Origin of the sequence: Novosphingobium panipatense, assembly GCF_900182875.1 — a bacterium.
GTDB lineage: Bacteria > Pseudomonadota > Alphaproteobacteria > Sphingomonadales > Sphingomonadaceae > Novosphingobium > Novosphingobium panipatense.
The window spans coordinates 1-20,616 of the sequence record NZ_FXUI01000021.1; the positions used below are offsets into that span (position 1 = coordinate 1).

Below are 20,616 nucleotides of genomic sequence, written 5' to 3' on the forward strand. Positions count from 1 at the left end.
AACGCACACAATCGGTGACGCGGGGTGGAGCAGCCCGGTAGCTCGTCAGGCTCATAACCTGAAGGTCGCAGGTTCAAATCCTGCCCCCGCAACCATACTCAATAAAGCCTTGCAGAAAACGCCAGCCTGGGCCGTGCGCACGTGAGAGCATTCTCCGAAGCACGACGCCGGGTGATGCTGTCCTTCTGTCCGACGCACGCCTCGTGCTGGAACCTAATTTCTATGGGCGTGCCGTTCGGGAGGCTCGTGCGGACCTCTGCCACTGCGGCAGTAACCCTTCTCTGGACGCCTCCATGGAGAGTTCGTTCTGCGCGTATTGGGTGGCCGCGCCGCCAGCTTCACATAGCCAGTTTCTTCAACTCGCGGCTTACGACCCTCTGATCGATCAACACCGCGAACTCGTCGTGGAGCTATGCACGGGGTCGATCAGCTGCCATCGCACCATTCGATGGATCGCCGGGATCGGCCCGCGCTCGACCATCTCGGCAAGTGCCCCGCGCTGGGCATCATCAAGGCTCGAGCGCTTGCTTGGGGCCTTGCCGTCCGGCAGTCCGTCCGGCCCTCGAGCATCCAAGCGGATCAGCCGGTCGCGTACAATCTGCAAAAGTGACGCCGCCGATCCGCCCTGCATCGCTACGGTTGCCTTCATCGTATATCTGCGCACGCGCCAGCAAACGACGAATTGCGGGGCGCTCTTGGACCATCGCACCAGACGCCAACGTGCCGCTCCGTCGAGATCATTCCCAAACCCAATTGCCAGACCCATCTGCCCGCCCTTTCATGCCGGACGGCATTGATTGAGACCTTGCCGTTGTCAGCACGCACCTGGTGCAAGGAGGCGTCTTCGGCTCTTCCGCAAGAGCTTTCGGCTTCATAGCAACCGGCGTCAGCAGCGATGCGGAGGAGTAAAGCCTCGCGCTTGCCGCCGTCACAGGCATCCGGCTCCCAGAGGCGGCTGCTCCTCGACTGGCGACGACAACTCTCGCAATGGTACCAAGCCCGCGAGCGTACGTTAAAAAGCCTACCCTTGGATGCCACTTCAGCACCGCCAGGGAGCGCCTTGCATGTCGCAGAGAAGAACATCCGGTTTGATTGCTTACCTCCGGCAGGGGCAGGAGACCGGGCGCGAATGGTTTGAGCGGATCACGCACACGGCCACGGGCGCACAGAGCCTGCGGGCGTTTTGCGAAATGGATGACGTGGGCCTGACGCGCGACGTCACCTACTTCCTCGGCCGAGATGGCCGCCCGGTCGATGCGTTCTGCCGGGTGACGCTGGACGGGGATGTCAAGGGCACGGCACTTTTCCTCCAGGAAGATGGTGCCTTCGAGTGCGAGGCTCGCACCGTCGATTTGGGTCGGGTGTCGCAGCGGCTGCCTACGCCAGAAGGTGGTCGGTATCTCGGCCTCCATCCGCTGGTTGGAGACGCCCTCGCAGCCGTAGCACGAGGTACATCGAGTCCGGGAGAGTTTCTGCCGGTCCAGGGGGTCACCAACTCGATCTCACCCAACGGCGATCAAGGGCTTGTCGCGGTTCCTGTCACCATCGACGTCGCCTATCAGGGAGAGGAAGAGGTGACGGTGAGGGCGGGTACCTTTGCAACCCGACGCTACGCACTTCGATGGTCGCCGGAATGGCCCGCCCCTGATCTGTGGGTGACGGAGGCGGAGGCGCTTTTCGTCAAGCTCTGCTGGGAGATGGTGGACGCCGCCTACGAACTCGTGGAGTTGAGACGCGACGCGTGACCGTTGACCGCCAACGCAAAAAGAAAAGGCCGCAGACCCGGTTGGGTCTGCGGCCTTTTTCCTTGAAACTGGAGGCCTTCAGCGGCTCGCAAGACCCTTGTTGAGCCAGAGGGCGATCAAAGTCGCAAGGGCGCCGGAGAGAAGGTAACCACCCGATGCGATAAGGCCGAAGTTCACCGAAAGGAGCAGCGCTGCCAAGGGAGCGAAGCCCGCGCCGAACAACCATGCAAGGTCGCTGGTCAGTGCGGAGCCTGTGTAGCGATGGTCTGTCGAGAAGGTCGAGGCGACGACACCGGACGACTGGCCGAAGGCAAGGCCGAGCAGGATGAACCCGACGATCATGAACACCAGCTCGCCAGCCGTGCCGCCGTCGAGAAGCTGTGGCGCGAAGCCGCTGAAGACGGCAATGCCGACGGCGCAGGTTCCGAGCAGGTTGCGCCGGCCGTAACGGTCAGCAAGACGGCCCGAGGCAATGAGCGCGACCACGCCGAAGGCGGCGGCCAGGACTTCGATCAGGAGGAAGCGGGTGGGGGCTTCGTCGGTGAAGAGGAACACCCAGGACAGCGGGAACACGGTGACCATATGGAACAGCGCAAAGCTCGCGAGCGGGGCGAATGCGCCGATGACGATGGTGCTGCCCTCCTTGCGAAGCGTGTCGGTCACGCTCACCGGCTGAAGGTCGCGGCTTTCGAACAGCGTCTTGAACTCTTCCGTCACGACGATGCGCAGACGCGCGAAGAGAGCAACCACGTTGATCGCGAAAGCGACGAAGAAGGGATAGCGCCAGCCCCAGGCAAGGAAGTCGGCGGCGGGCAGCGCGGCGATCATGAACGCGAAGAGGGCGCTGGCGACGATGAGGCCAAAGGGTGCGCCGAGCTGGGGAATCATCGCATACCAACCGCGGCGCCTTTCGGGTGCGTTGAGCGCGAGCAGCGAGGCGAGACCGTCCCAGGTGCCGCCAAGAGCAAGCCCCTGTCCCAGGCGGAAAAAGGCGAGAAGCCATATCGCCTGCTCACCCAGGCTCTCATAGGTTGGCAGGAAGGCGATCGCGGCCGTCGAACCGCCGAGCCCGAAGAGCGCGATCGTCAGCTTGACGCCCCGGCCATACGCGCGGTCAACCGCCATGAAGAGAAGCGAACCGATCGGGCGCGAAATGAAGGCGAGCGCAAAGATCGCGAACGAATAGAGCGTACCCGTGAGCGGGTCGACGAAGGGAAAGAACAACTTCGGGAAGACCAGCACCGAGGCGATGGCGTAGACGAAGAAGTCGAAGAATTCCGAAGTGCGGCCGATGATCACGCCGATCGCGATCTCGCCCGGCGAGATCGTGTGGTGCGGCTTGAACGTCGGCAGCCCGAGTTCCTCGCGGGTCGGTGGATTGCTGGTCGTGCTCATCTGGCGTTTCGCGGCCTTCGTCTGCTGTTAACACGCGGAACGCAGGAAGGGGTCCGCGCGTTCCGCGAATCGGCCGCGCACGAAAGGCGCGCGGCTTCACATTCGCCGCCCTATTGTCATTGTACGGGCGCAAGGGGATTGGACAAAATGTCCTATGTTCGCATCCGCAGCACGAGCCTAGGCGACGCGCCATGCATCCGTCCGAGTCACGCCTGAGTCCGCCCGGCCGCCCCTTGGCGCCCCGGCCAACCCGCATCCTGCGCCTGCTGGGAGCTGCCGGTCTTGCGACCCTGCTCACCGGCTGCAACACGCTTGTCCTGAATCCGTCAGGTGACGTGGCGCGTCAGCAAGGCGACCTCGTCGTCGTTGCGACGTTGCTCATGCTGCTGATCGTGGTTCCGGTCATGCTTGCCGTGGTGATCTTCGCGTGGCGCTACCGCGCCTCGAACAAGCACGCTCCCTACGAGCCGGACTGGGATCACTCGACTCAACTCGAACTGCTGATCTGGGCGGCGCCGCTGCTGATCATCATCTGCCTTGGCGCCGTGACCTGGACCAGCACGCACCTGCTTGATCCCTATCGGGCCATTGGCCGGATCGACCAAGACACCAAAATCACCCGGGACATGACGCCTCTGGAGGTGGAAGTTGTCGCGCTCGACTGGAAGTGGCTGTTCATCTACCCCGAGCAGGGAATTGCGACCGTCAACGAACTGGTCGTGCCGACCGGCCGTCCGCTGAACTTCCGCATCACAGCCTCCAGCGTGATGAACTCGTTCTATGTTCCTGCCATGGCAGGGCAGATCTACGCCATGCCAGGCATGGAAACGCGCCTGCACGCGGTGATGAACGAGAATGTCGAATCCTTCGGCCTCTCGGCGAACTATTCGGGCGCCGGCTTCTCGAACATGCGCTTCAAGATGCGCGCCGTGTCCGACGCCGACTTCGGCAAGTGGGTCGGGGAAGTGAAGACCACCGGCGCGACGCCGCAGCAGGTGGCGCAGCTTTCGGAGACGCCGCTGCACAACGGTGTCTCGCCCCGTCCGATGGGCGGCAACCTCGATCGCGCCGCTTACCTCGAACTGGAGAAGCCGAGCGAGAAGGTGCCCGCCATCCGCTTCGCCACCGTCGAGCCCAAGCTGTTCGATGCCGTCGTCGACATGTGCGTCGAGCCGGGCAAGATGTGCATGAGCGAGATGATGGCGATCGACGCACGCGGCGGTCTCGGCAAGGCCGGTATCCGCAACGTGCAGATGCTGGCTTACGACAAGACCGGCCGTCAGGCGACGCTCGCTTCGACCGGAAATCCGAACGAGGCGGTCCGTCGGGAGTTGGCATGGGTTCGCGCCCTCTGCGAGCAGATGCCCGGGCAGGTCCGTGACAGCACCGTCAAGGCACCGGACGATCTCCGCTCGCTGAGCGGCGCAGGCATCGCCGCACCACAGTCGATCGGGTTCGGCAAGGAGGATGCGGCTGCCGTGTCTTCGGCCAAGCCCGCACACGTTTCCCTGATTTCGCGGAACTGACAGAACAATGGCAATCGAAGCCGTAGACCACTCCCACTGGAGCCCCCTCTTGGGGCGCCTGTGGCTGGACGCCATCCCGCAGGACCCCATCGTGCTTGCGACCTTCGTGGCCGTGGCGCTGGGCGGCGTCGCCCTTGTGGCGGCCCTTACCTACTTCAAGCTCTGGGGCTATCTCTGGAAAGAGTGGTTCACCAGCGTCGATCACAAAAAGATCGGCATCATGTACATGATCCTGGGTCTGATCATGCTGCTACGTGGGTTCGCCGACGCGGTGATGATGCGTATCCAGCAGGCGATGGCGTTCAATGGCAGCGAGGGCTACCTGAACGCGCATCACTTCGACCAGATCTTCACCGCCCACGGCGTGATCATGATCTTCTTCGTGGCGATGCCGTTCGTGACCGGCCTCATGAACTATGTCGTGCCCCTGCAGATCGGCGCGCGTGACGTCAGCTTCCCGTTTCTCAACAACTTCAGCTTCTGGATGACGACCGCCGGTGCGGTCCTCGTCATGATGTCGCTGTTCATCGGTGAGTTCGCGCAGACCGGCTGGCTGGCCTATCCGCCGCTCTCCAATCTTGCGTACAGCCCGTGGGTCGGTGTCGACTACTACATCTGGGCCTTGCAGATCGCCGGTGTGGGCACCTTGTTGTCGGGCGTGAACCTCATCTGCACGATCGTGAAGATGCGCGCCCCGGGCATGACTCTGATGCGCATGCCGGTGTTCACCTGGACCTCGCTGTGCACCAACATCCTGATCGTGGCGGCGTTCCCGGTGCTGACAGCGGTGATGACCATGCTCACCATGGACCGTTACCTCGGGTTCAACTTCTTTTCGAACGACTTCGGCGGCTCGCCGATGATGTACGTCAACCTGATCTGGATCTGGGGCCACCCCGAGGTCTACATCCTCATCCTGCCGCTGTTCGGCGTGTTCTCGGAGGTCACCTCGACCTTCTCGGGCAAGCGCCTGTTCGGCTACTCGTCGATGGTCTACGCGACCCTCGTCATCACCATTCTCTCCTACCTCGTGTGGCTCCATCACTTCTTCACGATGGGCTCGGGCGCCAGCGTCAACTCGTTCTTCGGCATCACCACCATGGTGATCTCGATCCCGACCGGCGCGAAGCTGTTCAACTGGCTGTTCACGATGTACCGCGGCCGCATCCGCTACGAACTGCCGATGATGTGGACGGTGGCGTTCATGCTGACCTTCACGGTCGGCGGCATGACCGGCGTCCTGCTCGCAGTACCGCCTGCCGACTTCGTGCTGCACAACTCGCTGTTCCTGATCGCGCACTTCCATAACGTGATCATCGGCGGCGTGCTGTTCGGTCTCTTCGCAGCGATCAACTTCTGGTGGCCCAAGGCCTTCGGCTTCAAGCTCAACCAGTTCTGGGGCAAGGTCAGCTTCTGGCTGTGGGTCCCAGGTTTCTGGTTCGCCTTCATGCCGCTCTACATCCTGGGCCTGATGGGCGTAACCCGCCGTATGCGCGTGTTCGACGATCCGAGCCTGCAGATCTGGTTCCTGATCGCCGGTTTCGGCGCGGCGATGATCGCAGGCGGTATCGGCGCGATGCTCATCCAGTTCGCGGTGTCGATCTGGAAGCGTGACGAGCTGCGTGACGAGACGGGCGATCCGTGGAACGGCCGTACGCTCGAGTGGTCGACCTCGTCGCCGCCACCGGAGTACAACTTCGCCTTCACGCCGATCATCCAGGACCTTGATGCCTACGACGACATGAAGCGTTGCGGCGTGACCCGTCCGGTCCAGGGCTTCCTGCCGATCCACATGCCCAAGGGCACGGGAACCGGCATCATCCTGGCCGGCCTGTCGACGGTGCTCGGCTTCGCGATGATCTGGTACATCTGGTGGCTGGCTGCCGTGGCCTTCCTTGGCATCATCGGCTACGCGATCTTCCACACGTTCAACTATGACCGCGACTACTACATCCCGGCCGAAACCGTGGCCGAGACGGAAGCTGCGCGGACCCGCCAGCTCGAAGCAGCGGGAGCCTGAGACATGACCGCAACGACCATCAACGCACAGAGCAATGTCAGCCCGGACCAGCTTCGCGCCGCGTTCTACGAGCTGGAGGAGCACCACCATCCGGAAGGCGGCAGCACCATGCTGGGCTTCTGGATCTACCTGATGAGCGACTGCCTCATCTTCGCGATGCTGTTCGCGGCCTACGGCGTGCTGGGTGGAAACCTGGCCGCCGGACCGGGACCGAAGGATCTCTTCGACCTCAAGCTGATTGCGCTGAACACGGCGATGCTGCTGTTCTCATCGATCACCTACGGCTTCGCCATGCTGGCCATGGAGAAGAACGACAGGGCACGCACGCAGCTGTGGCTTCTGGTGACGGCTGCCTTCGGTGCGGCGTTCCTCTTCATCGAACTCTATGAGTTCAGCCATCTGATCCACGAAGGCGCGACGCCGATGCGCTCGGGCTTCCTGACCGCGTTCTTCTCGCTGGTGGGCACGCACGGCCTTCACGTCACCTTCGGCCTGATCTGGCTGTTCACGCTCGTGATTCAGATTTCGAAGAAGGGCCTGATCCCGGCCAACAAGCGCCGCCTCATGTGCCTGTCGCTGTTCTGGCACTTCCTTGACGTCATCTGGATCGGCGTCTTCACCTTCGTCTATCTGATGGGAATGCTCTGATGGCCGAATCCTACTACGCCAAAGCCGAAAAGCACGTTCATCCCAACGCGGATGCTCACGATGGCGAACACGGCAGCCACGGTTCGCTGCGCGAATACGTTGTCGGCTTCGTCCTTTCGGTCATCCTCACCGCGATCCCTTTCTGGCTGGTGATGACCGGTGCCATCGAGGACAAGCAGACCACCGCCCTTGTCATTATGGCCTTCGCGATCGTGCAGATCGTCGTTCACATGATCTACTTCCTGCACATGAACACCAAGTCGGAGAACGGCTGGACGGTGATGGCGCTGATCTTCACGATCGTGCTGGTCATCATAACCCTGGCTGGCTCTCTGTGGGTCATGTTCCACCTCAACACCAACATGATGCCCATGACACACGACATGGGGCAGCTGCCCTGACCGGGAGGCCTTCATCGGACACAAGCGGAGCGCGGCGGCCCATCGGGCTTGCCGCGCTTCTGCTTGTGGTGCTCGGCGTATTCGTGGCGCTCGGCGTGTGGCAGGTGCAGCGCAAGGCCTGGAAGGAGGCGCTCATCGCCCGCGTCGACGCGCGGGTCCATGCGGCTCCGGTGGCACTGCCGCCCGACGCGAAGCTCGGGCCGGAGGTCGAGTACCTGCGCGTGGGCGTGTCGGGCGTTTACGACGGCGCTGCAACCGCGCTGGTACGGGCAGCCACGGAACGCGGAACGGGCTACTGGACGATGACCCCGCTGCGCCTCGATGGCGGGCGCCTGGTATGGATCAACCGCGGTTTCGTTCCCGCGGGGACCACTGCCGCACAGGCCGGCGCTACCGCTCCCGAGGGAACCGTGTCCGTGGTGGGCCTGCTGCGCCTGCCTGAGCCCGGGGGCAGTATCCTGCAGTCCAATCAGCCGCAGGCGGATCGCTGGTATTCGCGCGATGTGGCGGCCCTGGCGCAGAAGCGAGGGCTGGGCCCGGTGACGCCTGCCTTCGTCGACGCGCAGCAGGAACAGGCCGCGCAGCCCTCCGCATCGGCGCTGAAGCCGGTTCCGGGGCTGACGCAGGTCCGCTTCCCCAACAGCCATCTGAGCTACGCGCTGACGTGGTTCTCGATGGCGGCGCTTTCGCTGGTCGCCCTGGTCTTCGTCTGGCGGCGGGCGTGATCCGGCGCTTCGCCGCCTTCTTCGCCCCGCCGGATGTCGCGGCAAGCTCGCCGAGCCGGTCGAGCGTCATTCTTCTCACACAGCTACGCTGGATCGCCGTGTTCGGCCAGTTGGCCACCATCATCGTGGTGGCAACGGCGCTGGACGTGCGTTTGCCGCTGGCGCCGCTGCTGCTGGCGCCGCTTCTGCTGATCCTTGTCAATGTGGCGGTCGCCCGCATACTGCTGCAGCGCCGCGCATTCTCGCAGAGGGAGCTGTGCTCGGCGCTGATGATTGATGTCATTGCCCTGTGCTGGCAGCTTTACCACTCAGGCGGGGCGACCAACCCGTTCACCTTCCTGTTCCTCCTCCAGATCGTCATCGGTGCGATCATCCTGGAGGCGCGGTGGAGCTGGTTCGTGGCGCTCAATGCCTGCCTCTGCATGGCCCTGCTGACGTTCCGCTACGTGCCGCTGCGCCTTCCCGATCCTTACGCACAGGACCCCTTCCGTCTCTACATCTACGGCAGCCTGTTCTGCTTCGTGCTGGCTGCGGTGCTGCTGATCGTCTTTGTCGAGAGGCTGGACCGTAACCGCAGGGACAGCGATGCGCAGCTTGCGGCTTACCGGCACCAGGCGGCCGAAGAGGATCACATCATCCGCATGGGACTGCTGGCGTCCGGCGCCGCGCATGAGCTCGGCACGCCGCTGTCCTCGATTTCCGTGATCCTGGGGGACTGGAGCCGCGAACCGGCGATCGCGCAGGATCCGGACATGGCGGCCGATCTGGCCGATGTGCGGCGTGAGCTGGAGCGCTGCAAGACCATCGTGACCGGCATCCTGATGTCGGCCGGCGAGGTTCGGGGCATTGATCCGGCGGTCACGGATGTGCGCGCGTTCGTCGAGGACATCGCGGAGGAATGGCGGGTGCGAACTCCGGGCGAGCTTCGGCTCGTGGATCGCATCGCTGAGAACGTGCAGATCATAGCGGATCCCGGGCTGCGGCAGATCATCGGCAACGTCATTGACAACGCAATAGAGGTATCGCCGGACCTGGTGCTCATTGAAGCGTGGCTGGAGGGCGCCGGGCCGGGCAGGCAGCTCGTCTTCACAGTCAGCGATCGCGGCCCCGGCTTTGCCGCCGATGTGAAGGCGCGGATCGGGCAGCCCTACACCTCCACCAAGGGGCGGGATGGCGGCGGCCTTGGCCTCTTCCTCGTCGTGAACGTGATCCGCAAGCTCGGCGGGCTGGTCTCGGTCGAAAACCGCGAAAGCGGCGGCGCAAGCGTGCAACTGACGATTCCTCTCGCTACACTGGCGTTCGAAAGCGACGCACGGGAAGAAACGCCATGACCGAGACCGTCAGCGCCATTGGCGAAAGCGGCGCAAGCCTGCTGATCGTCGAGGATGACCCGACATTCGCACGCACCCTGCGGCGATCCTTCGAGCGCCGAGGATATCGGGTGGCTTCCGCGGGTACGCCCGAGGAGGCGGAGGCGCTCTTTGCCGGAGAATGTTTCGATTACGCGGTGGTCGACCTGAAACTCGGCGCCGCGTCCGGCCTCGCCGTGGTCGAGGCGCTCAACGCCCATTCGCCCGGAACGCGCATCGTCGTCCTCACCGGCTATGCCAGCATCGCGACCGCCGTGGAGGCGATCAAGCTGGGTGCTGCCCACTATCTGGCGAAACCCTCCAACACCGATGATATCGAGGCAGCCTTCGCGAGCCTGCGCGGTGATGCGAGCGTGCCCGTGGAGGGTCGTAAGACCTCGATCAAGACGCTGGAATGGGAGTACATTCACCAGACGCTGGTCGAGTGCGACTTCAACATTTCCGAAACGGCGCGCCGCCTCGGACTCCATCGGCGTACCCTCGCGCGGAAGCTTGAGAAGCGACAGCTTTGAGATTGCAGCCTTTTTGCGTTATGCCGCGCACGAGACGCGCAAACGGATGACCCTACCTCCTATGATTGTATTCCATGGCCAGCTGTGACGTGTGCGTTGTGCGCAACAGGGCGATCTGTTCCGCACTCGATTCCAGGGAACTGAGCGCCCTCAACGCGATCGGCCGCACCCGCATGCTTGAAGCAGGCGAATCGCTGATCTGGGAGGGCGAGGATTCGGTGTTGGTGGCGAACGTCATCGACGGCGTCCTCAAGCTCTCCACCAACACAGAGGACGGCCGGGAGCAGATCGTCGGGGTGGTCTATCCGTCCGACTTCATCGGACGCCCCTTCGGCGGCACGACAGGCCACGGGGTGACGGCCCTGACCGAAGCGGAGGTCTGCGTTTTCTCGCGGCGAGATTTCGACGCCTTCGCGCGCGAGCACCCCGCTCTCGAGCACAAGCTTCTGGAGCGCACGCTCGGCGAACTCGATCGCACCCGCCGCTGGATGCTGCTGCTCGGCCGCAAGTCCGCGTCCGAGAAGATGGCGAGCTTCCTGGTGGAAATGTCCGAGCGCCTGACAGGCTCAGGGTGCCGGGTCGACCCGGCCAGCCCGAACCGTCGTATCCTGACGCTCCCCTTCTCGCGCCAGCAGATCGCGGACGTTCTTGGGCTGACCATCGAGACGGTCAGCCGCCAGTTCACGCGGCTGCGAAACGAAGGCGTGATCGATATCCCGTCACGTCGGGAGGTCGCCATCCTCGACTTCGACGGTCTGGTAGCCGAAGCCGGCTAACACCCCGTCGCAGGTGGCCGGTTTCCTGCTGCGATGCAGGAAACCCCAGCGCTCCTGCGACGTTGAAGCGGGAATGTTCCATTCCCCTATTGCCAGGTCGCATGCAGCATCTCACTCCGGCCTGTTCAGTCGCCACGGCGCGGAACTGTTCCTGCGCAACGCGGTGTCGTCCTGCCTGTGTTTCGTTGTCGACATGGCGCTGATCTGGGTGATGGTCGCGCACCTTGGGATGGATAAGTTCGCGGCGGTAGCCCTCGGCTTCCTTTTCGCCAATTCGCTGAACTACGTCCTCGCCCGCGTCTGGGTTTTTCGCGAAAGCGACCGCGGCATCTTCACCGGCTATGTCTATTACCTGGGCAATGCCATGATCGGCCTTGCGGTGATCCTTGGCGGTTTCGCCCTGCTCACGGGACCGCTGGAGACACACTACCTGGTGGCGCGGGTCATCGTTTCCCTGTGCTCGGGCCTTCTCGTGTTCATTCTGAACGCGACGCTCAATTTTCACGAGGTGTGAAGCCTCCCGCCCGCAAGGGGCGGGAGGCTCCACTCAGAACCGGTATGAAAGGCCGGCGCTGACCACCCAGGGATTGAGGTCGTGCCGGGTTTTCAGCACCTTTGCGCCGTCAGCATAGAAAGTGGCGGTCGGTTCGATGAAGTACTTCTTGGCGTCAAGCGAGAGGCCATAGCCCTTCGTGCCCAGGGCGAGGTCGATGCCGCCCTGCAGCGCCACCCCAAGGGAGTTTGACATCTTCACCCTATCCACCCCGAGCGCTCGCGCGGTCGAGCCCGGCTTCTCGTCGAAGACGACGAACAGGGCCGGGCCTGCGCCCAGGTAGGGCTTGAGCGGGCCGCCGGTGTCCAGGTGGAACTTGGCGGTGATCGTGGCAGGCAGGATCAGCACGTGGTCGACGAGCCGGGTCCCGGCAAGATCGGCGGCACCATTGACATGATGCTGGGTGAAGCAGCAGATCGTCTCGACCGAGAAAGCCTTGGTGACGAAGTACTCGACGGCGACTGTGGGGACGACGTTATCGTTCGCTTTCGCGTCGACGTCGGTCACACCCATGCCGGCCAGTGTACCGGCCAGCGCGGGATCAATGGATCTGACGGCGTCGATCCCGCCGTCCGGCAACACGCCCGTTGCAAGCAGCTTCACCTGCACCTTCCCGTCCGGGCTGCCGGCGAGGGCGGGTGTGGCCAAGGCGGCGGCACCGGTTGCGAGAGCGGCTGCGAGCACGGTTACTTTGCGCATAGGATGTCTGTTCCGGAGAGCCGCCGGGGCCGCACCATGCGTGTCCCCTTTTGCCTGAGCGGCCCGGGAGCCATTTGCGCGCTTCATTCCGCAAGCGATTTGATCGCGCTCAAAAGCAACGATTTTTCGCGATCAGGCGAGACTTTCCCTTTTTGATCGCCGTCAATGCCGCGGCTGAGGAATCGGACCAAGGGCAAGGTCCGATCAGTAATTTATCCCGAAAAGAGAAGGCATATGGTTTCGGTCCTTGCACGGACGGGCGTCTGGCTCGCCGTGCTCTTCCTGGCCGTGATCGCGTCTGCGTTCGCGGCGGATCAGGGTTTCGCCATGCACATGGCCATCGTAGCGTTCGCTGCGTTCGCCGCGCTGTGGTTCACGGTGCGCAGCGCGGATTACGACGGTTTCGCCCGGGGTGTCCTGCGCTTCCCGGACGAGGGGCGCTACGATGACGATCCGATCCGCTGGGGTGTCATCGCCACCGTGTTCTGGGGCATGGTGGGCTTTCTCGCCGGCGTCTTCATCGCCGCGCAGCTCACCTGGCCGGTCCTGAACCTCGAGCCCTATCTGAACTTCGGACGGGTTCGCCCGCTGCATACGTCGGCCGTCATTTTCGCTTTCGGCGGCAACGCGCTGATCGCCACCAGTTACTATGTGGTGCAGCGTACCTGCCGGGCGCGGCTTGCCTTCCCGGGCGTCGCCCGCTTCGTGTTCTGGGGCTATCAGCTGTTCATCGTGCTGGCGGCCACCGGCTATCTCTTCGGCACCAGCCAAGGCAAGGAATACGCCGAGCCGGAATGGTACGTCGACTGGTGGCTGACCATTGTGTGGGTCGCCTACCTCGCGGTCTTCGTCGGCACGATCGTCAAGCGCTCCGAGCCGCACATCTACGTCGCCAACTGGTTCTATCTCGCCTTCATCGTCACCGTGGCCATGCTGCACGTGGTCAACAACCTCGACCTGCCGGTAAGCCTGCTGGGCTCCAAGAGCTACCCGCTGTTCGCGGGCGTGCAGGGCGCGCTGGTGCAGTGGTGGTACGGCCATAACGCGGTCGGCTTCTTCCTGACCGCCGGCTTCCTGGCGATGATGTACTACTTCGTGCCCAAGCAGGCGGAGCGGCCGGTCTACTCCTACCGCCTGTCGATCATCCACTTCTGGTCGCTGATCTTCCTCTACATCTGGGCGGGGCCGCACCACCTCCACTACACCGCGCTGCCCGACTGGGCGCAGACGCTGGGCATGGTGTTCTCGATCATGCTGTGGATGCCGAGCTGGGGCGGCATGATCAACGGGCTGATGACGCTGAACGGCGCCTGGGACAAGGTCCGCACCGACCCGATCATCCGCATGATGGTGATGGCGCTCGCCTTCTACGGCATGAGCACCTTCGAAGGGCCGATGATGTCGATCAAGAGCGTCAACTCGCTCTCGCATTACACCGACTGGACCATCGGCCACGTTCACTCGGGAGCGCTGGGCTGGAACGGGATGATCACCTTTGGCGCGATCTACTACCTCGTGCCGCGTCTCTGGGGGCGGGAACGCCTTTACTCGCTGCGGATGGTGAACTGGCACTTCTGGCTCGCGACCCTGGGCATCGTCTTCTACGCTGCCAGCATGTGGGTGGCGGGCATCACCCAGGGCCTGATGTGGCGCGAATACGGCGCTGACGGCTACCTGGTGAACACTTTTGCCGACAGCGTGGCCGCACTGCATCCGATGTACGCGCTGCGCGCCTTCGGAGGCCTGCTCTACCTCGCGGGCGCCGCGGTCATGACCTTCAACGTCTGGGCCACCATCCTTGGCCGGCTGCGCGAGGAAAAGCCGCTCCACGACGCCGCCTTCGACCCCGCCGCCGATCGCCCGATCGTCGCGGCCGCCTGAGGGGACATCCCATGCCTACCATCGTAGAACGCCACAAGACTCTCGAGAAGAACATCACCCTGCTGGGCCTCTGCTCGCTTCTTGTCGTGGCCATCGGCGGCATCGTGGAAATCGCGCCGCTGTTCTGGATCGACAACACCATCGAGCGGGTGGAAGGGGTACGTCCCTATACCCCGCTCGAACAGGCCGGCCGGGACATCTACGTGCGCGAAGGGTGCTACACCTGCCACAGCCAGATGATCCGTCCGTTCCGGGATGAAGTCGAACGCTATGGCCACTACAGCCTTGCCGCGGAATCGATGTACGATCATCCGTTTCAGTGGGGCTCCAAGCGCACCGGGCCTGACCTGGCGCGGGTCGGCGGGCGCTACTCCGATAGCTGGCACGTACAGCACCTGAAGGACCCGCAGTCCGTCGTGCCGGAATCCGTAATGCCAAGTTACGGCTTCCTGGCGGAGCGGGACCTCGACGTGCCCGATGTTGCTGCAAACCTCACCGCGCTGCGCCGCGTGGGCGTGCCGTACACCGACCGCGACATCGGACGGGCGCTTGCAGATCTTAACGCCCAGGCCGATCCCGAAGCGGATGCGGGTGACCTCGCCGCGCGCTACCCCAGGGCCCAGGTGCGCGACTTCGACGGCGATCCCAAGCGGGTGACCGAGATGGATGCGCTGGTCGCCTACCTGCAGGTCCTCGGCACGATGGTCGATGTCAACGCGGCTGCCGCTCAGGAGAAGCTTGCGACGGAGAAGGGCCGGTGAGCACGCATTCCACCTACGACCTGCTGCGCCACTTCGCGGACAGCTGGGGCCTGCTCGTCATGCTCGTGATCTTCCTCGTGCTGGCGGCATGGCCCCTGCGGCCCGGACAGCGCGGCCGCAACGAAACGGCCGCCACTATGATCTTCAAGGACGAGAACGATGGCTGACAACCACAAGCGCGCGGGCCGTCTGGACGAGGCCACGCGGACCGAGACCGTCGGCCATGAGTGGGACGGGATCGAGGAGCTGAACACGCCGCTGCCGCGCTGGTGGCTCTGGACCTTCTATGCCTGCATCGTCTTCGCCATCGGCTACTGCATCGCCTACCCGGCCTGGCCGATGCTCGCGAGGGGCACCGAAGGCATGCTCGGCTGGACCAGTCGGGGCGAGCTGGACAAGGAGATGAAGCAGGCCGCCGACGCGCGAGCAAGGACTGTTGCCGCGCTTGCGGACATGCCGATAGAGGAGCTTGCCCGCCATCCCGAACTGATGCGCGCGGCGGTGGCCGGCGGCGCCGCGGCCTTCAGGATCAACTGCGTGCAGTGCCACGGCGTGGGGGCGGCGGGTTTCAAGGGCTTTCCAAACCTCAACGACGACGACTGGCTCTGGGGCGGTGACCTGAAGGCCATCGAGACCACACTCATCCACGGCATACGCCAGCCGGGCGATGCCGCGACGCGGCAGTCGGCCATGCCGGCATTCGGCGCGGACGGCCTGCTGCCTCGTGAGCAGATCGAACAGGTTGCCGATCATGTGCTTTCGCTCTCCGGCAAGTCGCGCCCCAGCACGGCAGGAGCCAGGGTGTTCGCGGACAACTGCGCCGTTTGCCACGGACCCGCAGGGCAAGGCAGCCGCCAGTTCGGTGCTCCGGACCTGACGGACGCGATCTGGCTCGATGGCGGCAGCAGGACGGAGGTTATCGCGCAGATCACAAGGCCGCACATGGGGGTCATGCCGGCCTGGGCCGGGCGTCTCGATCCCGTGACGATCAGGATGCTGGCGGCCTACGTCCACTCGCTCGGCGGGGGTGAGGAAGCGCCTGCCGCGATGCCGGCGAGTGCTCCGCCCGCCGTCCCCGCGCCCTGACGGCGCCAGCCCTGCGGGACGCACGAGGATGGATCAGCCCACTACATCCGGCAGCACACGTGCTTCGCTCTACGCGAGGCACGAGCCGGTCTTCAATCGCCGCATCGACGGCAAGTTCCGGCGCATCAAGTGGGCGGTGATGGCGCTCTGCCTGATCGTCTACTGGGTCACGCCCTGGCTGCGCTGGGACCGGGGGTCCTACGCACCGGATCAGGCCGTACTGATCGACCTGGCCCACCGCCGCTTCTATATGTTCGGCATAGAGATCTGGCCGCACGAGTTCTATTTCGTGGCGGGTCTGCTCATCATGGCGGGCATCGGACTTTTCCTGGTGACGAGCGCGGTAGGCCGCGCCTGGTGCGGCTATGCCTGTCCGCAGACGGTGTGGACGGACCTGTTTCAGCACGTTGACCGGCTGATCGATGGTGATCGCAACGCGCGAATGCGGCTCCACAAGGCGCCATGGGGGCCGGCGAAGATCGCACGGCGGCTGGTAAAGTGGTCCATCTATCTCGTGATCAGCTTCGCCACGGGTGGCGCGTGGATCTTCTACTTCGCGGACGCTCCCACGCTCCAGCACGCGTTCTGGGCGGGCACGGCGGATCCCGTCGCCTATGCCACGGTCGCCGTGCTGACGGCTACGACCTTCGTGCTGGGCGGCTTCCTGCGCGAGCAGGTGTGCATCTATATGTGCCCCTGGCCGCGCATCCAGACGACGATGCTTGATGAAAAGTCGCTCATCGTCACCTACAAGGACTGGCGCGGCGAACCGCGTGCCAGTGTCAAGAAGGCGCAGAAGGCACCCGATCTCTACGGAGACTGCATCGACTGCGCCCAATGCGTGGCGGTATGCCCCACCGGTATCGACATCCGCGAGGGGGCTCAGGTGGGATGCATCACCTGTGCCTTGTGCATCGACGCCTGCGACCGGGTGATGAAGGAGGTCGGCCGCCCCCGTGGCCTGATCGACTATGCGACGCTGGAAGATGCCGAGGCGGAGCAGGTCGGCCATGCGCCGACCCGCCATCGGAAGCTGATCTGGCGTCCGCGCACCCTGGTCTACCTGGGCGCATGGGCAGGCATTGGGTTTGCCCTGCTGTTCCTTCTGGGGGCGCGCGTGCACACCGACCTCACCGTCAGCAAGGATCGCAACCCGCCCTATATTCTCCTGAGCGATGGCTCGGTGCGAAACGCCTATACGCTGCGTCTGCGCAACATGCAGGGGCGACCACGGCGGATGGAGATCGCATTGGACGGATTGGCCGGTGCGGAAATGTGGGCGGACGACAGCCGTCGTGCCGCGGCCGGTCGGCGTATCGTCCGCACCGTCCCGGCGGACGCTACGTACCCCTTGCGGATTTACGTAGTGGCTCCTCAGGCGACATTGGGACAGGACTTCGTGTTTCATCTCCGGGCGCTGGGCGAGCCCGATGAGATGGATAGCGCCGAAGTCCGCTTCGACACGCCGCAGGAGGCGACACCATGACCGTCACGAGCCCAAAGCCCTTCACCGGCCGCCATATGGCAGCCATACTCGTTGCCGGCTTCGGAGTGGTGATCGGCGTCAACGTCAGCATGGCGACTCTTGCCAGCACCACGTTTGGCGGCATCGTCGTCGAGAACTCCTATGTCGCCAGCCAGCAATTCAATCGCTGGCTGAGCGAAGCCGCCAGGGCGAGGGGGCTTGGCTGGCGGCTCGATGCAGGGCGGACCGACGGCCACGTGGCGGTCTCTCTTGATCTCGGTAGCACGCATGCCGCCTCGGCGCGCATCGGTGCGGTCGCTCGCCATCCTCTTGGCCGGCTTGCGGACGTGCCGCTCTCCTTCCGCCGGACGCGAACCGGGTGGGTGAGTGTTGAGCCGCTTCCGGCTGGCCGCTGGATCGTGCGCTTCGATGTGGAAGCGGGGGAGGCGCGGTGGCGCACCGAGCAGGAGATCGGCGCATGAACGCTCCTGCACCTGCGCTCCGCCCCGCTCTCGCTGCGGGGCCTGAGAGGATGGTGGGCAGCCGCTTCACGGTTCCCGGGATCCGCTGTGCGGGCTGCATTGGCAAGATCGAACGGGGCCTTTCCGCCCTGCCGGGTGTGGAGAGCGCCCGCGTCAACCTGACGGCGAAGCGCGTCGCGGTCAGCCACGCCGCGTTTCTCGATGAGGACATCCTGATCGAGGAACTGCGGAAGCTGGGCTTCGAGGCCGGGCGTGCCGTCGACAACCCGCTGGCGCGCGACGACGGCGAGACGAAGCGGCTCGTGCGGGCGCTGGCCGTGGCCGGCTTCGGCATGATGAACGTCATGCTGTTCTCCGTGTCGGTCTGGTCCGGAACGGACGCCGTTACGCGGGAGCTGTTTCACTGGATCAGTGCGCTTATCGCCATTCCGGTCGTGGTCTATTCCGGGCGCCCGTTCTTCGCCTCCGCGTGGATGGCGCTGCGTCATGGCCGCACGAACATGGATGTGCCGATAACGATCGGCGTGGTCCTGGCCACAGCCATGAGCCTGCATGAAACGGTGACGGGCGGAGAGCACGCCTACTTCGATGGGGCCGTCATGCTGCTGTTCTTCCTCCTCGCCGGGCGTACGCTCGATGCGATGATGCGGGGGCGGGCACGCTCGGGGATTGCCGCTCTGCTCGGCCGGATGGGCCGTGGGGCACAGGTCCTCGGTGAAGATGGCGCGACCCGCTACGTCGAGGCCGAAAAGCTGGAGCCCGGCATGGTCATGCTCGTGGCGGCGGGCGAGGCACTGGCGGCCGACGGCGTGGTCGAGGAAGGATCGACCACGATCGACGCATCAATGCTCACCGGCGAAAGCGACCCGCAGGCGGCGGGGCCGGGCGACCGCGTCCATGCCGGTATGGTGAACCTCGGGAACCCGGTTGAGGTGCGCGTCACGGCAGCGGCGCAGGATACAGCGCTAGCCGACATCGCGCGGCTTATGGACCACGCGGGCCAGTCCCGTTCGCGCTACGTCCAGATAGCCGACCGCGCCGCGCGTCTCTACGCGCCTGCCGTACACACGCTGGCCCTGCTGAGCTTCTGCGGCTGGATGCTGGCCGGAGCGGGCGTGTACAAGGCGCTGACGATCGCCACCGCCGTGCTCATCATCACCTGTCCCTGCGCGCTGGGCCTTGCCGTACCGGCGGCGCAGGTGGTGGCGGCGGGAACTTTGATGCGGCGCGGGCTGCTCATCAAGGATGGTTCGGCCCTGGAGCGGCTGGCCGAGGTCGACGATGTCCTGCTGGACAAGACCGGGACGCTCACCCTCGGGGAACCGAGGCCGATGACGCTGGCTCTGCTTGGCCCGACCAGCAAGGGCATCGCGCTGGGCCTGGCGCAGGCGAGCCGTCATCCCCTGAGCCGGGGTCTGATGCGAGCGCTGCGCGAAGACGGTGTGCAGCCGGCCGACGTGACCGATCTGCACGAGACGGCCGGCACCGGAATCCGCGGACGTTTCGAAGGCCAGGATGTGGCGCTTGTCCGGCCTGCCGCCACGGGCGGGGCGGCAGGCACCGAACTCGCCGTCGATCTCGTCATCGAAGGCGCGCGCACCCGTATCGCCTTTGGCGACCCGCTGCGGCCCGATGTGCCGGCGACGCTCCATGCGCTGCGGGCGCAGGGCCTCACCGTCAGTATCGCCTCCGGAGACCGTACCGAAGCCGTCGCCGCGCTTGCCCGCACGCTGAACCTCTTCGCCGCTGCCGCCATGCGCCCTGCCGACAAGCTGGCGCTTCTGGAGCGCCGTGCTGCCGCCGGTCGCAAGGTGCTGATGGTGGGAGACGGGTTGAACGACGGCCCGGCCCTTGCCGGAGCGCACGTCAGCCTCGCTCCCGGCAGCGCGAGCGACGTATCCCAGCAGGCGGCAGACGCGGTTTTCGTGGGTGAGCGACTGATGCCTCTTGCCCTTGCGATCAAGGTGGCGCGGGCGACGATGCGGGTGGTGCGTCAGAACTTTGCCACAGCCGTGCTGTACAACGTCCTGGCGGTACCGTTGGCCATCATGGGGCATGTGACGCCGCTTGTGGCGGCCCTTGCCATGTCGGGCAGTTCGGTGTTGGTAGTGGGCAACTCTCTGCGGCTCGCCCGCGCGGCGGGACCTAAGGAAGGGAGAGAGCAGGCATGACGATTCTGGGCTTGATGATCCCGCTGTCGCTGGGAATGGGCCTCTTCGGGCTGGGTGCGTTCTTCTGGTCCATGCGCACGCGCCAGTACGAGGATCTGGACGGCGCGGCGAACCGCATCCTGATCGATGAGGACAATCCGGGACCGGAGGGCGCCTGATGCGCCTTCTTCCCCTCTTCGGGGCCGTTGGCATGATCCCGGCGATGATCGGGCCGCTGAAAGCCGAGGCCAGCGTCCTGCCGACACTTCTTTGCAGTGGCGGCACCGTCAGCCTTCCCGCTCCCGTGCCCGACGCTCCGCCGGGCCCGGGGCAGGGGCCATGCTGCGCGAAGGGCTGCCATTCGCATGGCAAGCGCAAGCGTGTTGATCAATCGCAATGACCGAGGCTGCCGCTTAAGCCA

The 20,616-nt window shown here is 64.7% G+C and carries 22 protein-coding genes and 1 tRNA gene; 20 read left to right on the forward strand and 3 right to left on the reverse strand.

Features of this window, described 5'->3' with window-relative positions; all coding sequences use genetic code 11:
- The first annotated feature begins 18 nt into the window (after positions 1-18).
- Positions 19-95, forward strand: a tRNA-Met gene (locus tag QOL62_RS18085).
- A gap of 290 nt (positions 96-385) precedes the next feature.
- Here QOL62_RS18085 and QOL62_RS18090 read toward each other — a convergent pair.
- Positions 386-649: a hypothetical protein gene (locus QOL62_RS18090; protein ID WP_283407132.1), complete on the reverse strand. Its 264-nt coding sequence runs from the start codon at positions 647-649 to the stop codon at positions 386-388.
- A gap of 439 nt (positions 650-1,088) precedes the next feature.
- Between QOL62_RS18090 and QOL62_RS18095 the strand changes: the two genes are divergently transcribed.
- A complete protein-coding gene (locus QOL62_RS18095) occupies positions 1,089-1,745 on the forward strand; it encodes a hypothetical protein (RefSeq protein ID WP_283407133.1) in 657 nt (218 codons plus the stop codon).
- A gap of 78 nt (positions 1,746-1,823) precedes the next feature.
- Here the strand turns inward: QOL62_RS18095 and QOL62_RS18100 are convergent, their stop codons facing one another.
- Positions 1,824-3,140 (reverse strand): MFS transporter, encoded by a 1,317-nt coding sequence (locus QOL62_RS18100; protein WP_103729532.1) that lies wholly within the window; start codon positions 3,138-3,140, stop codon positions 1,824-1,826.
- Between the two features lie 191 nt (positions 3,141-3,331).
- On the opposite strand from QOL62_RS18100, the gene cyoA reads away from it, so the two are divergent.
- The 9 genes from cyoA to QOL62_RS18145 all read left to right on the forward strand — a co-directional run bounded on the left by cyoA (position 3,332) and on the right by QOL62_RS18145 (position 11,632).
- A complete protein-coding gene (gene cyoA / locus QOL62_RS18105) occupies positions 3,332-4,666 on the forward strand; it encodes a ubiquinol oxidase subunit II (protein WP_283407134.1) in 1,335 nt (444 codons plus the stop codon).
- Positions 4,667-4,673: 7 nt separating this feature from the next.
- Positions 4,674-6,686, forward strand: coding sequence for a cytochrome o ubiquinol oxidase subunit I (gene cyoB / locus QOL62_RS18110; RefSeq protein WP_199183824.1), 2,013 nt, complete (start codon positions 4,674-4,676; stop codon positions 6,684-6,686).
- Between the two features lie 3 nt (positions 6,687-6,689).
- Entirely contained in the window at positions 6,690-7,334 is a 645-nt protein-coding gene (gene cyoC / locus QOL62_RS18115) for a cytochrome o ubiquinol oxidase subunit III (RefSeq protein ID WP_283407135.1), read from the forward strand.
- On the forward strand, positions 7,334-7,735 hold the full coding sequence (gene cyoD, locus QOL62_RS18120; RefSeq protein WP_283407136.1) for a cytochrome o ubiquinol oxidase subunit IV: 402 nt from the start codon (positions 7,334-7,336) through the stop codon (positions 7,733-7,735). Before cyoC ends, cyoD begins: the two co-directional genes overlap by 1 nt.
- A 68-nt stretch (positions 7,736-7,803) precedes the next feature.
- Positions 7,804-8,460, forward strand: a complete 657-nt coding sequence (locus QOL62_RS18125) for an SURF1 family protein (RefSeq protein WP_283407137.1) — start codon at positions 7,804-7,806, stop codon at positions 8,458-8,460.
- Positions 8,460-9,791 (forward strand): ATP-binding protein, encoded by a 1,332-nt coding sequence (locus tag QOL62_RS18130; RefSeq protein ID WP_379502573.1) that lies wholly within the window; start codon positions 8,460-8,462, stop codon positions 9,789-9,791. Before QOL62_RS18125 ends, QOL62_RS18130 begins: the two co-directional genes overlap by 1 nt.
- Positions 9,788-10,342: a response regulator transcription factor gene (locus QOL62_RS18135; RefSeq protein ID WP_283407138.1), complete on the forward strand. Its 555-nt coding sequence runs from the start codon at positions 9,788-9,790 to the stop codon at positions 10,340-10,342. The genes QOL62_RS18130 and QOL62_RS18135 overlap by 4 nt, the downstream gene beginning before the upstream one ends.
- A 74-nt stretch (positions 10,343-10,416) precedes the next feature.
- Entirely contained in the window at positions 10,417-11,118 is a 702-nt protein-coding gene (locus QOL62_RS18140) for a Crp/Fnr family transcriptional regulator (protein ID WP_103729538.1), read from the forward strand.
- A gap of 73 nt (positions 11,119-11,191) precedes the next feature.
- On the forward strand, positions 11,192-11,632 hold the full coding sequence (locus QOL62_RS18145; RefSeq protein ID WP_283407139.1) for a GtrA family protein: 441 nt from the start codon (positions 11,192-11,194) through the stop codon (positions 11,630-11,632).
- Between the two features lie 33 nt (positions 11,633-11,665).
- Here the strand turns inward: QOL62_RS18145 and QOL62_RS18150 are convergent, their stop codons facing one another.
- Entirely contained in the window at positions 11,666-12,370 is a 705-nt protein-coding gene (locus QOL62_RS18150) for an OmpW/AlkL family protein (protein WP_283407140.1), read from the reverse strand.
- A 234-nt stretch (positions 12,371-12,604) separates the two neighbouring features.
- Between QOL62_RS18150 and ccoN the strand changes: the two genes are divergently transcribed.
- From ccoN to QOL62_RS18195, 9 genes are read left to right on the forward strand one after another with little or no spacing between them, the layout of a single operon-like run.
- Positions 12,605-14,251, forward strand: a complete 1,647-nt coding sequence (ccoN, locus tag QOL62_RS18155; protein WP_283407141.1) for a cytochrome-c oxidase, cbb3-type subunit I — start codon at positions 12,605-12,607, stop codon at positions 14,249-14,251.
- Positions 14,252-14,262: 11 nt separating this feature from the next.
- Complete coding sequence (gene ccoO / locus QOL62_RS18160) at positions 14,263-15,012, forward strand: cytochrome-c oxidase, cbb3-type subunit II (protein ID WP_103729542.1); 750 nt, start codon at positions 14,263-14,265, stop codon at positions 15,010-15,012.
- Complete coding sequence (locus tag QOL62_RS18165; protein WP_103729543.1) at positions 15,009-15,179, forward strand: cbb3-type cytochrome c oxidase subunit 3; 171 nt, start codon at positions 15,009-15,011, stop codon at positions 15,177-15,179. Before ccoO ends, QOL62_RS18165 begins: the two co-directional genes overlap by 4 nt.
- Positions 15,172-16,098 (forward strand): cytochrome-c oxidase, cbb3-type subunit III, encoded by a 927-nt coding sequence (gene ccoP / locus QOL62_RS18170; RefSeq protein ID WP_283407142.1) that lies wholly within the window; start codon positions 15,172-15,174, stop codon positions 16,096-16,098. Before QOL62_RS18165 ends, ccoP begins: the two co-directional genes overlap by 8 nt.
- 28 nt (positions 16,099-16,126) lie before the next feature.
- Positions 16,127-17,584 (forward strand): cytochrome c oxidase accessory protein CcoG, encoded by a 1,458-nt coding sequence (gene ccoG / locus QOL62_RS18175; RefSeq protein WP_283407143.1) that lies wholly within the window; start codon positions 16,127-16,129, stop codon positions 17,582-17,584.
- Entirely contained in the window at positions 17,581-18,045 is a 465-nt protein-coding gene (locus QOL62_RS18180; RefSeq protein WP_283407144.1) for a FixH family protein, read from the forward strand. The genes ccoG and QOL62_RS18180 overlap by 4 nt, the downstream gene beginning before the upstream one ends.
- Positions 18,042-20,216 (forward strand): heavy metal translocating P-type ATPase, encoded by a 2,175-nt coding sequence (locus tag QOL62_RS18185; RefSeq protein WP_283407145.1) that lies wholly within the window; start codon positions 18,042-18,044, stop codon positions 20,214-20,216. Before QOL62_RS18180 ends, QOL62_RS18185 begins: the two co-directional genes overlap by 4 nt.
- Positions 20,213-20,374, forward strand: coding sequence for a cbb3-type cytochrome oxidase assembly protein CcoS (gene ccoS, locus QOL62_RS18190; RefSeq protein ID WP_103729548.1), 162 nt, complete (start codon positions 20,213-20,215; stop codon positions 20,372-20,374). Before QOL62_RS18185 ends, ccoS begins: the two co-directional genes overlap by 4 nt.
- Positions 20,374-20,595, forward strand: a complete 222-nt coding sequence (locus tag QOL62_RS18195) for a hypothetical protein (protein WP_103729549.1) — start codon at positions 20,374-20,376, stop codon at positions 20,593-20,595. Before ccoS ends, QOL62_RS18195 begins: the two co-directional genes overlap by 1 nt.
- Positions 20,596-20,616: the final 21 nt, after the last annotated feature.